This window comes from Streptomyces sp. NPDC051987 (genome assembly GCF_040680735.1).
Classification (GTDB): Bacteria; Actinomycetota; Actinomycetes; order Streptomycetales; family Streptomycetaceae; genus Streptomyces.
Genome location: NZ_JBFAXI010000023.1, coordinates 48,104 through 62,839, shown reverse-complemented (window position 1 = coordinate 62,839; position 14,736 = coordinate 48,104). Strand labels below are relative to the sequence as shown.

The following is a 14,736-nucleotide window of genomic DNA, read 5'->3' as shown; positions in this document are numbered from 1 at the left end:
CGCCGCCGGGACGGAACCCCGGGGTCGATCGCCGTCACGGCGGGGAGAACGTCCGGCGGCGCGTGCGCGACGGAAACCTGGAACACCCGGGGTGAGCTGCGCAGACGGATACGGAGCGTGCCGCCTCGGTGCTGATCCGTGGTCCCGGGCGTGAAGCGGGCGGCTGGTACGTGATCTGTGAACGCCCGTGCGGTGTGAGGGCCGTGGGAGGCCGGATCCGATCGGTAAGGTGTTCGCATGACAACCGGGGTACGCCGCAGGATGGGAGTCGAGGAGCGGCGGCAGCAGTTGATCGGCGTCGCCCTCGAACTGTTCAGCCGTCGCTCGCCCGACGAGGTCTCCATCGACGAGATAGCCTCGGCCGCGGGCATCTCGCGGCCGCTCGTCTACCACTACTTCCCCGGCAAACTCAGCCTGTACGAGGCGGCGTTGAAGCGGGCCTCGGAGGATCTCGCAAGCCGGTTCAACGAGCCGCACGAGGGCCCGCTCGGGGCCAGACTGCTGCGCGTGATGCGCCGGTTCTTCGACTTCGTCGACGAACACGGGCCCGGTTTCGCGGCGTTGATGCGCGGCGGCCCGGCGGTCGGCTCCTCGGCGACCAACGCGCTCATCGACTCCGTACGGCAGGCCGCCTACGAGCAGATCCTCGCCCACCTCCAGGTCACCGAGGCCCCGGCCCGCCTGGAACTGGTCATCCGCTCCTGGATCTCGCTCACCGAGTCGACGGCCCTGATCTGGCTGGACGGGCGGCGCATCCCGCGCGCCGAGCTGGAGATCCAGCTCGTCCACGACTTCGCGGCGCTGACCGCGGTGAGCGCGGCGTACGACGAGGAGATGACCGCGCTGGTGAAGCGCATGGTCGAGAACGAACCGACCGACGGCCCGTTCGCCGACCTGGCCGCGCGGCTGATCGCCCTGGCGGGCTAGGACAGGCCCCCCCCGCCCCGGTACGGGGGCGCCGGGGCCGTCGTCCGGCTGCGGCGCGGTGGGGGCTGGTCGCGCAGTTCCCCGCGCCCCTGAAAGCGGGGCGATACGGTGAGCACACCTTCAGGGGGTGCGGGGAACCGCGAGCTAGCCCTCGTACTTCCGGTACGAGGGATCCAGGTCCCGCACCTCCGCCGAGGCGTGCAGGACGGACCCCTCCGGCTTCAGGTGCTCCCGCAGCAGCTCCAGGGTGGTCTCGGTCAGCCTCGCCTTCGTCTCGTCGGTGCGGCCGGCCAGCAGCCCGAAGGTCACGTGGACGATGACATGCGCCCCGTCGGTGCCGTGGCCGAAGACGGTCTCGTCGGCGGCGCGGAACAGGGTCTTGCAGGCCTCGGGCTTGGCGGCCGCGATGTCGACCACGGCGCGGTGCAGGGCCCGGGCGAAGCCGGCCCGGTCGAAGGCGGGCTCCGCGGTGGCGGTGTAGTCGACGGTGATCTGCGGCATGGGCACTCCTGTTCTACGTAACGGGGGCCCAGCCTAGGTCTCATTCGGGGCGACCGAAGCGGTGGGCGGAGGCTGAGGCGTCCGACGCGGGGAGAGCGGGTGCGGTCACGGGGCCTGCCCGATTGCGCGCGCTTTCGCCCAGTCACGCTCGATTGCGCGGCAACGCCCGCCGGCCTACTTGATCCGTCAACTCAATTGCGTTGATTTAGCGGCGAGTTGAGCGCCCGGTTCAGCTCTCTGGTGCGCCAGGCTCAGCGCCAGCAGGGCGACGTCGTCCTCGCGGTCGCGGCCGAAGCAGGCGAGGAGGGTGTCGCACAGGGCCTCCACGCCGGGCAGGGCACCGCCGGCCGCGGCGCGCAGATGTTCCATCGAGACCGCGAGGTCGGTGCCTCGGGTCTCGATCAGGCCGTCGGTGACCATGAGAAGCCGGTCGGTGGGTTCGAGGACCAGCTCGGTCGGCGGCGGGTGGGGCAGGCCCACCCCGAGCAGCGGGCCGGCCGCCTTGACGTACTCGGCACTGCCGTCCTCGCCCAGTATCAGCGGCGGGATGTGGCCGGCGTTGGCGATGCGGGTGCGCCCGGTCACCGGGTCGATCAGGGCCAGGCAGACGGTCGCCGTGACCTCGGCGTGGTAGTGCTGCAGCACCTGGTCGAGCCGTTCGGCGAGGGCGGCCGGGTCGCTCTCGGTGAGGCAGTACGCGCGCAGCGCGTGCCGCAGTTCGACCATGACGGTGGCCGCGTCCAGCGAGTGCCCGACGACGTCCCCGACCGCGGTGAGCACCCCGTCGCGGACCCGCAGGGCGGCGTAGAAGTCCCCGCCGATCTCGGTCTCCTGGGAGGCGGGCTCGTAGCGCACCGCTATGTCGACGCCCGGCAGGTCGGGCAGCTGGTGCGGGCGGGGCAGGAAGCTGTGCTGGAGGGTGAGCGCGACATGCCGCTCCACCTGGTACATGAGCAGGGGCTCGGCGGCGAGCGCGGTGGCCTGGGCCAGCTGGGCCAGCAGCGCCTCGTTCTCCGGGTCGACCCTGCGCTGCCCGCGGGTGGGGGTGGCCAGGCACACCGGGACCTTGCCGTCCTGGGTGAGGACCAGCGTCAGCCGGGCGTCGTGCTGCACGCCGGGCCGGAAGAACCCGGTGGGCCACAGCGGCGCCGGCACGGTGGTGATGCGGACCCCGGACTGGCCCCGGGCGAGCCGTCGCAGCAGGCCGGCCACCTCCCGGTGGGCGTCCTCGTCCGGGAGGGCGAGGGAGGTGCGCTCCCGGCTCAGGCCGCGGTACAGCTCGTCGTCCTGGTCGAGGACGAAGACGGCGGCGGGGCAGCCGAGGAGGCGGGCGGCGCCGTCCGCGGCGGCGGTGGCCAGCTCGTGCAGGGAGCGCGCCGACTGGATGGTGACGATCGTCTCCGACAGCAGTTTCAGCCGTCGCACCAGTGCCTGGTCGTCGGCGCGCAGCCGGGCCGCGCGCACCGCGGCCCGGACCGCCGCCTCGAGCTCGTCCGGCTCCGCGGGGACCGTCAGGTACGCCTCGGCCCCCATGTCCAGACCCGGGCAGCGGTCCTCGGGGGCGACGCGGAGGGTGGAGAAGTGGACGACGGGCAGACCGGCCAGGTGCGGCCGCTCCTTGAGCCGGCGGCACAGCTCGAAGCCGCTCATGTCCGGCAGGCCGACGTCGATCAGGGCCACGTCGGGCAGGGTGCCCTTGCGCAGCCGTACGTCGAGTTCGCTGAGCGCCTGCCGGCCGTCGGCGACCGCGACGACCTGGTGACCCGCCCGGCGCAGGACGGTGCCCAGCGTGTACCGGCTCGCGGGTTCGTCGTCCACGACCAGCACGGTCGTGTCTGTCAGCTTGCCGTTGGCGTCCATTTCCCCAGCCCCAACCCCTGGACAACACCGGTGGGGCAGTGCCCGGTCCCGGGCCTGCCCCACCACAGTAAGGCCGCGGTCACGTCGTCCGGGAGAACACCGCCACCGTGCGTCCCGGAACCACGAAAGTACCCGTTTCCCGCGCGTACAAAGCCGTCCTCACGACCGGGTCCGCGCCCGACGCCTGCACCGGGTGCAGCCGGTAGCCGGTCCCGGCCAGGGCGTCCACCCGCTGCTCCTGCCGCTCGGGGCTCGCGTTGAACACGACGACCAGGTCACCGAGCTCCATGGTGATCACACCGGGCGTCTCGTCCTTCCCCGACAGCGGGAAGGAGAGCTCGGACTGGACCCGCGCGACCGTGCCGAGCGAGAACGCCCTGTCGGTCGTACGGATCCTCAGCAGGTCCCGGTAGGCGGCCGAGGCCCCGTCGATCTGCGCGCACCCGACCTTCACCGAGGTCAGCAGCGGCTTGGCGTAGGACCACTTGGACCGGTTGTCGGCGGCCATGGGCAGCCCGCGGCCGAAGCCGTTGCCGTCGGCGCAGTTCCAGTGGACGGCGTTGAACCAGTCGCCGCTGTCGAAGGAGTTGCGGTCCAGGGACTTGGAGCGCAGCAGGTCGGTGCCGGCCTGGGAGAGCGAGGGCCCCTGCGAGAGGGCGGCCGTGGCCATCGCCAGGACCTGCATCCGGGCCCGGTCGGACGCGGAGGTGCCGGCCGGCAGCTTGTACGTCAGCGCGTCGAACAGCGACTCGTTGTCGTGCGCGTCGACATAGGCGAGGGCGTCGCCGGGCGCGTCGGCGTACCCGGCGGGCGAGCCGTTGTAGTCGATCTCGGCGCCGGTGACCTCCTTGCCGTCGCTGCCGGTGAACCGGTACTTCGCGAGGTTGCCGGTCAGGCCGACCTTGATCAGGTCCTGGTAGTGCAGCAGCCGGGCCCTCTGCTCGGCCGGGGTGCCGTTGGCCGTGGAGGCGTTGGGGTCGGTGTAGAGGCCGGACGCGAAGCCCTGGATGCCGGGGTCGTCGTCGAAGGGGCTGCCGCCGCGCACGGCGTCCCGGGCGCGGTCGGAGAAGGTGGCGATGCCGGTGCCGGCCATGTTCTGCTGCGTGGCCTGCACGAACCGGGCGTCGTTGGCGACCTCGCCGAAGTTCCAGCCCTCCCCGTACAGGATGATCTTCCTGCCGTCGACGCCGTCCTTCTTCAGGGTCAGTGCGTCCAGGGCCTTGCGGACCGCGAGGATGTTGGCCTTCGGGTGGTGGCCCATCAGGTCGAAGCGGAACCCGTCGACCTTGTACTCCCTGGCCCAGGTGACGATCGAGTCCACCACCAGCTTGCCCATCATGGCGTTCTCGGGCGCGGTGTTGGCGCAGCAGGTGCTGTCGGCGACGCTGCCGTCGGCGAGCAGCCGCTGGTAGTAGCCGGGCACGATCCGGTCGAGGACGCTGGTGTCCGCCTGGCCACTGGCCGCGGTGTGGTTGTAGACGACGTCCATGACGACCCGCAGCCCGTCGTCGTTGAGCGACTTGACCATCTTCCGGAACTGGACGGTACGCGCGGTGCCGTCCGGGTCGGTGGCGTACGAGCCCTCCGGGACCGTGAAGTGGTACGGGTCGTAACCCCAGTTGTAGGCGTCCTTCGCGGCCACCGCGGCGACGCACTCCTGCTGCTGCTCCGAGTCGGCCGGGTAGGAGGCGAGGTCACAGCCGGGGCTCGCCTGGTCGGCCTTCGTCTCGGGCACGGTGGCGAAGTCGAAGACCGGGAGGAGGTGGACGTACGAGGTCCCGGCCCTGGCGAGGGCCCTGAGGTGCCTGGAGCCGTCGCTGTTCCTGTCGGCGAAGGCGAGGTACGTGCCCCGGTCGGCGGCCGGGACGGTGGCGTCCGCCACCGAGAAGTCCCGGACGTGCAGCTCCTGGATCTGGGCGTCCTTCATCGGTACGGCCCTGGGCTTGGTGTACGTCGACCAGCCGTTCGGCGCGAGCGACCTGTCGTTCAGGTCGACGACGAGGCTGCGCCGGGAGTCGGCGGTGAGGGCGACGGAGTAGGGATCGGTGACCTTGTTGGTGACGATCTTCCGGACGCTGGGCGCCCAGACCTTGACGACGTACCGGTAGGGCTTGTTCTTCCAGGAGGCGGGGCCGGTGACGGACCAGACGCCGGTGACGGCGTCGCGGTGCATCGTCTTCAGGGAGCCGTCGAGTTCGAGGGCGACATTCTGCGCGGTCGGCGCCCAGACGGAGAGCGTGGGCTTTCCGTGGTGGAAGACCGGGCCGAGGTGCGCCGTCGTGGCCTTGGCGTACACGTCGTCGAGGACCCCGGCGAGCTGCACGCCGGTCGCGGCCAGTACGGCGCCGTTGGCGGCCCGCTGGGAGGCGACGAGCTGTCCGCCGAGCGCCTCGCGCACCCGGCCGCGGTCGCGCGGGTCGACCGACCAGGCCGTGTAGTCCTTCAGGTAGGGGAACCTGGCCTTCTGGGCGTCGGTGAGGGTGGTCTTCGTCAGCCGCAGCCACCGCTCGTCGTCGCTGGTCAGCGTCCCGTCCTTGACGGCGATCGAACCGTCGTGGGAGGAGAGCAGCTGGGTCGAGGCGGCACCGTCGACGCCGTCCCAGGCGACCGTGTCCCGGTCGATCCAGACCGCCTTGGAGGTGGTCAGGTCGAGCGCGGCCGCGCTGCCGGCGGGCTGCGGGAGCAGGTACTCCTCCTGGCCGTTCAACAGCCACACCTCGTAGCCGTCGGCCTTGAGGTCGAGTGACTGGTCGGCGGCGAGGTCCTTCTCGTCGCCCTTGTGGATGATGTAGCTGAGGCTGGTGGCACCCTCGGTGAGCGGTACCTCGAAGACCGCGCCATAGGCGTCAGTCTTCACCGGCTCGAGCGGGTTCGACCAGTCGGTGGGGTTCGCGGCGCCCGTCCAGACGTGCAGGCCCCAGCCGTCGTAGTCCCCGTCGGCGCGGTGGTAGTGGATGACCGCCTTGGTGGTGTCCTGCGCGGGGTAGGCATCGGAGGGCCTCGTGGTGAGGACGTCCGCCTTCCCCTGCTCGATCCAGACCTCGCCCGTCCTGGTGACGTCGATGGAGCGGTCGGCGGAGACGTCCTTGGTGCCGTCCTTGTCGATGACCAGGAAGCCGACGTTCGACGCGCCGGGCTTCAGCTTGACGTAGGCGAAGGCGCCATACGCGTCCCGGCCGATGAAGGGGTGGCTCGCCGGCCAGGTGGTCGCCTCGCCGTCGGCGAGGTCGCCCCAGGCGTACAGGCCCCAGTCGGCGTAGTCGCCGTCGGTGCGCTTGTAGTGGACGACCACGTGGTCGCGGGAGGAGGCGGTGGGCGTCTCGGCGGCGGGCGGGGTGCCGCTGGTGCTCTCGGCGAGCGCGCTGCTCGTGTGCCCGGCGGAGTCGATCACGACCGCCTTGTAGCGCAGGGCGGTGCCGGCCGGGACGTCCTTGGCGAGGGTCTGGGTGACCTGGTAGGGGGCGTGGTCGGCGGAGCCGAGGGTGGTCCACCTGCCGTCGCCGACCTGGGCGGCGAAGACGACCCGGTTCAGCTGTCCCCCGGTGACGTCCGCGGTGAGGTCGACGGTGCCGGTGGCGCCGGCGGCGGGGGCCCGTAGGGTGATCGCCGGGGTGGTGGCGGGCCTGGCGAGGGGGCCGGCCGCCTTGTAGACGACGGCGGACTCGGCGGGGACGGTGACGGTGACGCCGTTGTCCGTACCGGACGTCAGGGTGCCGTGGGTGCCGTAGATCGCCCGGTAGCGCATGCCGGCGGAGCCGGTGGCGAAGGTCGCCGTCCTGGCGGTGTCGGCGTTGTTGAAGGCGACCACGTACTCCTGGCCGGTCTTCGCGTCCGTCCGGGTGAACGCGTAGACGCCGGCGCCGTCGGCCGCGTAGCGCTCGGTCTGGACGCCGTCGGCGAGGGCCGGGTTGTCCTTGCGGAGCTTTCCGAGAGCGCTGATCTGCCGGTAGAGCGGTGCACTCGTGTCGTAGGAGTCACTGGCCGCGGTGCGGTCGGTGCCGATCTCGTCGTCGTCCAGGTAGTCGGCGACCTTCGACGCGAACATCGTCTGCCGGGCGTCCTTGTCGCCGCCGGAGCCGGTGAAGCCCTGCTCGTCGCCGTAGTAGACGACCGGGTTGCCCCGGCTGAGGAACATCACCTCGTCGGCGAGCCTGTCCTTGGCGAGCAGCTGCGCGTCCGTGGCCTTCGGGTTGTCCTGCTTCAGGAAGTACCCGATCCGGCCCATGTCGTGGTTGCCGAGGAAGGTGACCTCTTCGTAGGCGTTCGCCTTGTCGGTCGTGTACTTGTAGTCGTCGCCGAAGACGGCCGCCAGCTTCCGCGCGCTGCCGCCCTGGGACGCGTAGGAGCGGGCCGCGTCCTGGAACGGGAAGTCCAGGGTCGCGTCCAGCCGCCCCTGGGTGACGTACGGCGAGGTGACGGAGGTGTCCGCGGAGTAGGTCTCGCCGAACATGAAGAAGTTCTTACGGCCGTGCTGCGACGCGTACCTGTCGAGCGCGGTCGCCCACTGGGTCCAGAACTCCATGTTGACGTTCTTGACGGTGTCGATCCGGAAGCCGTCGATGGCGAAGTCCTTCACCCACCGCTCGTAGATCCTCTCCATGCCGTGCACGACCTCGGGCCGTTCGGTCCACAGGTCGTCCAGGCCCGAGAAGTCGCCGTAGGTCGCGGACTCGCCGGCGAACGTGGAATCGCCCCGGTTGTGGTACATCGTCGGGTCGTCGAGCCACGACGGCACCTTGCCGGCGCTCGTCACGGTCGGCGTGCGCGGGAAGGAGGCGGCGGAGACGGCCGGGAACCTCTTCTTCCCGTCCGCGTAGTCGGCGTCGTCGAAGGGCCGCCCGTCCTTGGTCAGGTAGGGGAAGGCGCCCTTGGAGAGGTAGTCGTAGGACTTCTCCCGGTAGTCGACGACGTCGGCGGTGTGGTTGGTGATGACGTCGAAGAAGACCTTCATGCCCTTGGCGTGCGCCTTGGAGATGAGGGTCTGAAGGTCCTTGTTGGTGCCGAAGTGCGGGTCGACCTGGGTGAAGTCGGTGATCCAGTACCCGTGGTAGCCGGCCGAGGCGTTGCTCCCGGTCCCCTGCACGGGCTTGTTCTTGAAGATCGGCGCCATCCAGATGGCGGTGGTGCCGAGCCCCTTGATGTAGTCGAGGCGCTTGGTCAGGCCCTTGAGGTCGCCGCCCTGGTAGAAGCCCTTGTCGGTGGGGTCGTAGCCGGTGGAGAGCCGGGAGCCGGTGAGGCCGCCCTTGTCGTTGCTCCTGTCTCCGTTGGCGAAACGGTCCGGCATGACGAAGTAGAACTGCTCGCGGGTGTCGTCGTGCCGGGCGGGCTCGGCGGCGAGCCGCGCGTCCGACGGCGGCGCGGGCGGGGCTGCGGCGTGTGCGGCGAGCGGCTGCACCAGCGCGGCGGCGAGGGCGGCGACGGCGACGGCCGCGACCCGTCTGACATGTATCACCGGCATGAACTCCTAGCGATAGCGGCTCTCTTGGGTCCGACCCCGCGCGACCGTATCGCCAACGAAAGGTTTACAGCAAGAGGCTTGAAACTCACAGCAAGAACTTTCACGAGGCGTATTGACGGCCTGTCTCAACTCCCTCACGCTCACGAGTTGTTGAAACCTGTCCCGTTCGTATCGGATCTCGTTTCGGAGCCGCACATGACCACCGGACACCGCCCCCCGGGTGTCTTCCGGCGCACGGCCGGCGCCGTGGCCGCGGGCGCCCTGGCGCTCGCGGGCCTGATCGCCCTCCCGGCCTCCCCCGCCCAGGCCGACACCACCGCCAAGGGCGACGTGATAGCCAACCTCTGGGAATGGAACTGGAAGTCGATCGCGTCCGAGTGCACGAACGTGCTCGGACCGGCCGGGTACGGCGCGGTGCAGGTCGCCCCGCCCTCCGAGTCCCTCAAGCAGTCCAGCTCCTACTGGTGGGACGTCTACCAGCCCTACTCGTACACCCTGAACAGCCGCTTCGGGACGGCCGCGCAGTTCGCGTCGATGATCTCCGCCTGCCACGCGGCCGGCGTGAAGGTCTACACCGACGCGGTCATCAACCACACGGCCGCGCAGACCGGCACCGGCTATGCCGGCACCACCCTCACCAGCAAGTACGACACCCCGGACTGGGACCCGAGCGACTACCACACCTCCGCCGACTGCCCCACCTCCGACCTGACCATCCAGGACTACTCCAACCTCACCCAGGTCCAGAACTGCGAACTGCTGGGCCTGCCCGACCTCAGGACCGGCGCCGAAAACGTCCGTTCGGGCCTCGCGGCGTTCCTCAACAAGCAGATCGCGCTGGGCGTCGACGGCTTCCGCGTCGACTCGGCCAAGCACATCCCGGCCACCGACCTGGCGGCCATCGTCGCCAAGCTGAACACCACGACCTCCGGCGCGGCGCCGTACGTCTTCGACGAGGTCTACCCGGGGTCGACCCCGCAGCCCAGCGACTACTACGGCTCCGGTGACGTCCTGGACTTCACCTACGCGAGCAGGATGAAGTCGGCCTTCCAGGGCAACGTGAGCGACCTGTCGTCCCTGTCCTCGTCCGGCATCCTGCCCGCCGCCAACTCGGTGTCCTTCGTGACCAACCACGACACCGAGCGCAACGGCCTGGACATGAGCTACAAGGACGGCGACAGCTACAAGCTCGCCAACCTCTTCCAGCTCGCCTACAAGTGGTCGACGCCGACCGTCTACTCCAGCTGGCAGTGGACCCAGAGCGACCAGGCCCCGCCGAACTCCGCGGGCTTCGTCACCGACACGGACTGTTCGAACGGCTGGAACTGCCTCGACCGCGACACCGCCGTCGTCGGCATGGTCGCCTGGCACAACGCGGCCGGCAGCGCGGCCGTCTCCGACTGGCAGACCATGTCGTCGAACGTCATCGGCTTCGGCCGGAGCGGCGCCGGCTTCTTCGCCCTCAACAACGGCTCGTCGGCGGCCACCTACACCTTCGCGACGGGCATGGCCGACGGCACGTACTCCGACGTGATCGACGGCGGCGCCTCCACGGTCACCGTCTCCGGCGGCAACGCGAGCATCACGATCCCTGCGAAGGACGCCGTCGCCTTCTACAACTCCTCCTACACCTGCACGGTCGGCTGCGACGGCGGCGGCAGCGGCGGCGCCACCTCCACGGTGACCGCGACCTTCGACGAGTACGCGCCCACCACGAGCGGCACCACCGTCTACGTGGTCGGCTCCATCGACGCGCTGGGCGCCTGGGACACCTCCAAGGCGGTCCCGCTCTCGTCCACCGGATACCCGATCTGGTCGGGCGCGGTGAACGTGCCGATCAACACGTCCTTCACGTACAAATACATAAAGAAGGACAGCTCGGGCAACGTGACCTGGGAGTCCAACGCCAACAGGTCGGCGGCCACCACCACGTCGGCGGTCTCCCTCGACAACTCCTGGAACGTGGCGAACGCCGACGCCACCGACGTCACCTTCAACGAGTACGCCACCACCACCTACGGCACCAACGTCTACGTCGTCGGCTCCCTCGCCTCCCTCGGCTCCTGGAACACCGGCGACGCGATCCCGCTGTCCTCGGAGTCGTACCCGACATGGAGCAAGCTGGTGATCGTCCCGAAGAACACGACATTCACCTATAAATTCATCAAAAAGGACAGCTCCGGGAACGTGACCTGGGAGTCGGGCACGAACCGGTCGTACACGACGGGGACCTCGTCCGGCTACACGACGAGCGACACCTGGAAGTGACAGCCCTCCCTCGAGCGAGGCCCGGTCCCTCATGAGCGCGGTGGGGCGACCGGGCCTCCTCGCGTCAGCGCACGGACGACCGGACGGATCAACTGTGCACCAGGGGAAGGTCTTTGAGTCGCTGTTCGACGGTGTCGGCGACAAAGCCCGGGACAGGGCATTCCCGCTTCACCATGAACCATGACGAAGCCAGTCGCTCGACCGTTTCCTGGACCAGGGCGAGCACCTGACTCTCGGACAGTCGAAGCGCCACAGCAAGCTTCCGGAAGTGCTCGGGCGTGATCAGTTCCGATCTGACGGTGCCGCCCAAGGGGAACGCAAGGTTCGGGTCAGCCTTCGTCTTCGGGTAGGCAGTGACACAGACCAGGTCGTAGGCAGGTGAGAGCCGGGCACGCTTGCCGCTTGGATAGCGCAGAGTCCAGTTCTTTAGATGAGCGTCCGCATTCCCCATGACAATGATGGCGACGAGGCGCTTCACATACTCGAGGGCGTCCTCGGACGGACATACGGCCCTGATTACTCGGCCGATCCCTTCATAAGTAGCCTTACTGTATTTCGAGTCGGCCGACACTTCCCGAACCTGCGCAAAGTCCTCCTGGTGGATCCGTCCGCTCTCGGTGCGGTCGAACCGGCGCACCGCCAAGGCGTAGGCGCCCGGTTCGATGGCATCCTCCGGGAGATTACGCAGATCGCGGCCCGTGGCCAACTGGGCCTCAGGCACGTCGATACCGGCCGCACGCGCCCACTCCAGCATGGCGAACTCATTGGCCGGCACATCGGGGAAACGCTGGTCGGGCAGCTTGACGATCCAGTCACCACCACTGCCGGTGGCCGGGAGTACAAGGGCCTTGCCCTCGTGGCGCATGGAGAACTTAGGCTGCACACCGGCCAACGAGAAACGTAGCGCGTGGTCGTGGCTGCATTCATCCACCGATTCATGATCGGGCAGCCCGTCAAGTGAAGCGTCGGGAACCACACGCACCGCTCCGGGAAGGTCTTCACCGAGGTGGCACAGCAGCGCAAAGTCATGAAGGCGTCGCTTGTCCAGTTCAGTGGCCACCAACTGCCGCAGCCCGCTGCCCACCTCTGGAAGCAGGTTAGCGAACCATTCCGGCACGCTGCCGCTACCGGAACGCCGCTTAAGCGGGTCCTGCTCGAAACCCTGACCCAGCACCGGGTGGTCAGGGCTGAGATCGGTGTAATCGAACCAGGTATTTCCCTTGTGATACCCGAGAATTCCGACTTGCCGTTCATTCAAGAAAACCGAGGCGGTCACATCAGGCTGCATCAGGGTCTCCCCACAGATCTTCGGAGAAAAGGTTCTCTGGCGCTGGGCCGTCGGAGAAACCCCACAGGGCCATCTTCTGGACGTGGCCGGCGATCACCTGTCGGACCACTTCTGATCTGCGGCGCAGGAACTCGTCCAGATCGCCCGAGAGAAGGAAGTTCATGCACTGGTCGTCGACACAGTGGGAGCGCAGCTCCTCCGGATGGGCGAACGGGAACAGCGGCGCGGCTTCGGATCCCGCCAGGCCGGGGTGCACCATCCGATTGCTGACGCTCCGGTCGGAGAGCCCGACCACGGGGGACAGTGGCGAGCTGCCTGAATCAAGTACCTCGGCGAGCAGCCGCGTCCGTTCGATCCGTGTGCCCTTGAGGTGAAGGCTGCCCTCCATGTCCGGGACGTCGATCAACAGTACAGGGTGGGCGGACAACAGCCCCAGCACGTTGATCTTTGCCTGCGCACGGTTCAGCGCAGTCTGGCTGAGATCAGGTTGCCACTGGTCACCGCCTGGCGGTAGAAGCTCAAGGAGCCTGGCCGCACTGGCCACGGGGTCGTTCTCAATCGCACTCGCGTTGCGCCGCAGCGCGACGGTGTTGCCCTGCGGCGCCGCACCGACCGCCGAGCCGCGCCAGATCCAGCGGCGCAGAAGCTCGGCGGCCCGGCCCGTGGGGCGGCCGAAGAGATGGGTGAAACGGGCCAGGACAGGCACGAAAAGCGCGTACGGCAGAAGCCTCAGGTGAGGAATGCCCGCATCCCCCTTGAGGAAGTCCACAACCAGGCGCAGGGCTTTCTCGGTGGCAGAGAAAGCCGAGTGCAAGTCCTCGTCGTCCTTGAACTCCTGCCGGAAGTCACGATCCACCTTTCCGCCGCGCAGGGCCATAACGCTCTGCATCAGTATCTGGGAAGTGAAGTCACCAAATTCCAGGGCACGCAGTCGTTCGCGAAGGGCTTCGAGGTTGGACGGCTGGACATCGAGAGGAGCAGAGTGCAAGGCCTGGAAGATTTCCGCTCGCTTCAACGTCTTCCCGAAGGTGTTCATCCGGTCGAAGATCTCCCGCAGCGCCTGCTCGTCGTCCCCCTCGATCTCGTATGTAGGGATCTCGTAGGTACGGATGGCGGTGGCGACAGCGTCGCAGAGATCGAAGTCCTCGTCGGTCAGCCAGTTTCGCTCGCGCTGCCAGGCCAGAAGACGTCGATTGTCTCCCGCAACCCAGACAGGAAGCCAGTGGTCCGCCGGCTGTTTCGAGTGGGTCGCGGACACGAACTTCTTGTCTCTCAGGTCATAGAAGATGCGGAAGCGACGGTCCACTGTGTTTTCAGACGCGGTGAGCGCACCGATCAACGTGGTGAGCCGCTGCTGACCGTCAACGACCCACAACGCGTCGGAGCGTTCAGGCGCCTTGAACCGGAGTTCCCCCAAGGAGATCTCGGCGGCAGGTGCGGGCTTACGCCACATCAGGAGGTTGCCGATCGGATACCCACGGAAAACGCTATCGAACAATCGTTCGGCATCCTCCGCGTCCCAACGGTACGACCGCTGGAACTGCGGCACCCGGATGCGACCGCTCTGAGCCCAGGTAACGAGTTCAGGCAGAGCGACTCGGCTCACCTTCGGCTGGGTCACTCCGGCCATGATCCACCTCCTGGAGCATTCCGATCGCGGGCCGACAGCCTTCGGGCGGAGGCGGTCACCGCAGGTCCCCCAGCGGCGTACCACTCTCGGTAGTGAACACCTTCCACCCGTTCTGCGGGTTGCCGGCCAGCGCCGTGGCGGCCGCCGAGGGGGTGGCATGGACGACACCGTCCTCCAAACGCAGGCCACCGTCGGCCGTTACGGTCACCTGATGCACCTGGCCGAGGTTGCGTCGACGCCACACCAAGCGCTGCCCCACGCTCAGCCTGCCGTCCGCCAGCATCGGACTCAACACGCCGCGTCCGCCACCCGCGGCGCCCGACGCGGGTTCGTCAAGGCCGAGAAGTCTTCGCAGCGTGCTGTTCGGTGTGTCGACCAAGGGTTCGGCCAGTCCCTGGAGCTTGGCGAAGACCTCGTCATCAACCCTGATGGTGCGCGTCACTCACCCTCCAGGCTCGACTCTCACTTGCAATACTGTCACAGTCGAAGCTACCTGACGAGTGTCAGACATGTCCACCGAAAAGAGCGCGCCCCAACGCGAAACGCTCATGCTCAGGGGAGCACCACTGCCAAGCCTCTGCCCTTGAACGCACCCACTACCCCAGCGGCCGAGCAGAAATATTCCTACAGTCGGCTCCGAACATTTCCAGTGAATCCCGCATCTGACTTTGTGTACGGCACACACAGCCGGCGCGGGGGCCGGGGGGGGGGCCCCCCCCCCGCGCGGCGGGGGGGGCCACGAAACCCGGCAGGGCACCCCGAAGACACCCCACCCTGCCCCCCCCCCCCCCCCCCCACCCGCCC

Annotated in this window: 8 protein-coding genes; 2 read left to right on the top strand and 6 right to left on the bottom strand. The window is 68.6% G+C overall.

Annotation, left to right across the window (positions count from 1 at the left end):
• The first annotated feature begins 237 nt into the window (after positions 1-237).
• Positions 238-927 carry a TetR/AcrR family transcriptional regulator gene (locus tag AB0M11_RS15230; protein WP_365705354.1) on the top strand — a complete coding sequence of 230 codons (690 nt, stop codon included), beginning with the start codon at positions 238-240 and terminating at the stop codon, positions 925-927.
• 144 nt (positions 928-1,071) lie between these two features.
• Here the strand turns inward: AB0M11_RS15230 and AB0M11_RS15225 are convergent, their stop codons facing one another.
• The 3 genes from AB0M11_RS15225 to pulA form a co-directional block, all read right to left on the bottom strand.
• Entirely contained in the window at positions 1,072-1,428 is a 357-nt protein-coding gene (locus AB0M11_RS15225; RefSeq protein ID WP_365705352.1) for an isomerase, read from the bottom strand.
• A 186-nt stretch (positions 1,429-1,614) separates the two neighbouring features.
• Positions 1,615-3,288 carry a fused response regulator/phosphatase gene (locus AB0M11_RS15220; protein WP_365705350.1) on the bottom strand — a complete coding sequence of 558 codons (1,674 nt, stop codon included), beginning with the start codon at positions 3,286-3,288 and terminating at the stop codon, positions 1,615-1,617.
• Between the two features lie 79 nt (positions 3,289-3,367).
• A complete protein-coding gene (gene pulA / locus AB0M11_RS15215) occupies positions 3,368-8,740 on the bottom strand; it encodes a pullulanase-type alpha-1,6-glucosidase (protein ID WP_365705348.1) in 5,373 nt (1,790 codons plus the stop codon).
• A gap of 201 nt (positions 8,741-8,941) precedes the next feature.
• Between pulA and AB0M11_RS15210 the strand changes: the two genes are divergently transcribed.
• Positions 8,942-11,014 (top strand): carbohydrate-binding module family 20 domain-containing protein, encoded by a 2,073-nt coding sequence (locus AB0M11_RS15210; protein ID WP_365705346.1) that lies wholly within the window; start codon positions 8,942-8,944, stop codon positions 11,012-11,014.
• 88 nt (positions 11,015-11,102) lie between these two features.
• On the opposite strand, the gene AB0M11_RS15205 is transcribed toward AB0M11_RS15210, so the two are convergent.
• From AB0M11_RS15205 to AB0M11_RS15195, 3 genes are read right to left on the bottom strand one after another with little or no spacing between them, the layout of a single operon-like run.
• Complete coding sequence (locus tag AB0M11_RS15205; RefSeq protein ID WP_365705344.1) at positions 11,103-12,302, bottom strand: type II toxin-antitoxin system HipA family toxin; 1,200 nt, start codon at positions 12,300-12,302, stop codon at positions 11,103-11,105.
• The gene (locus AB0M11_RS15200; protein ID WP_365705342.1) at positions 12,292-13,932 is read right to left on the bottom strand and encodes a DUF262 domain-containing protein; all 1,641 of its coding nucleotides are present in this window, start codon (positions 13,930-13,932) and stop codon (positions 12,292-12,294) included. The genes AB0M11_RS15205 and AB0M11_RS15200 overlap by 11 nt, the downstream gene beginning before the upstream one ends.
• Positions 13,933-13,987: 55 nt before the next feature.
• Positions 13,988-14,374: a hypothetical protein gene (locus AB0M11_RS15195; RefSeq protein ID WP_365705340.1), complete on the bottom strand. Its 387-nt coding sequence runs from the start codon at positions 14,372-14,374 to the stop codon at positions 13,988-13,990.
• Between the last annotated feature and the right edge of the window lie 362 nt (positions 14,375-14,736).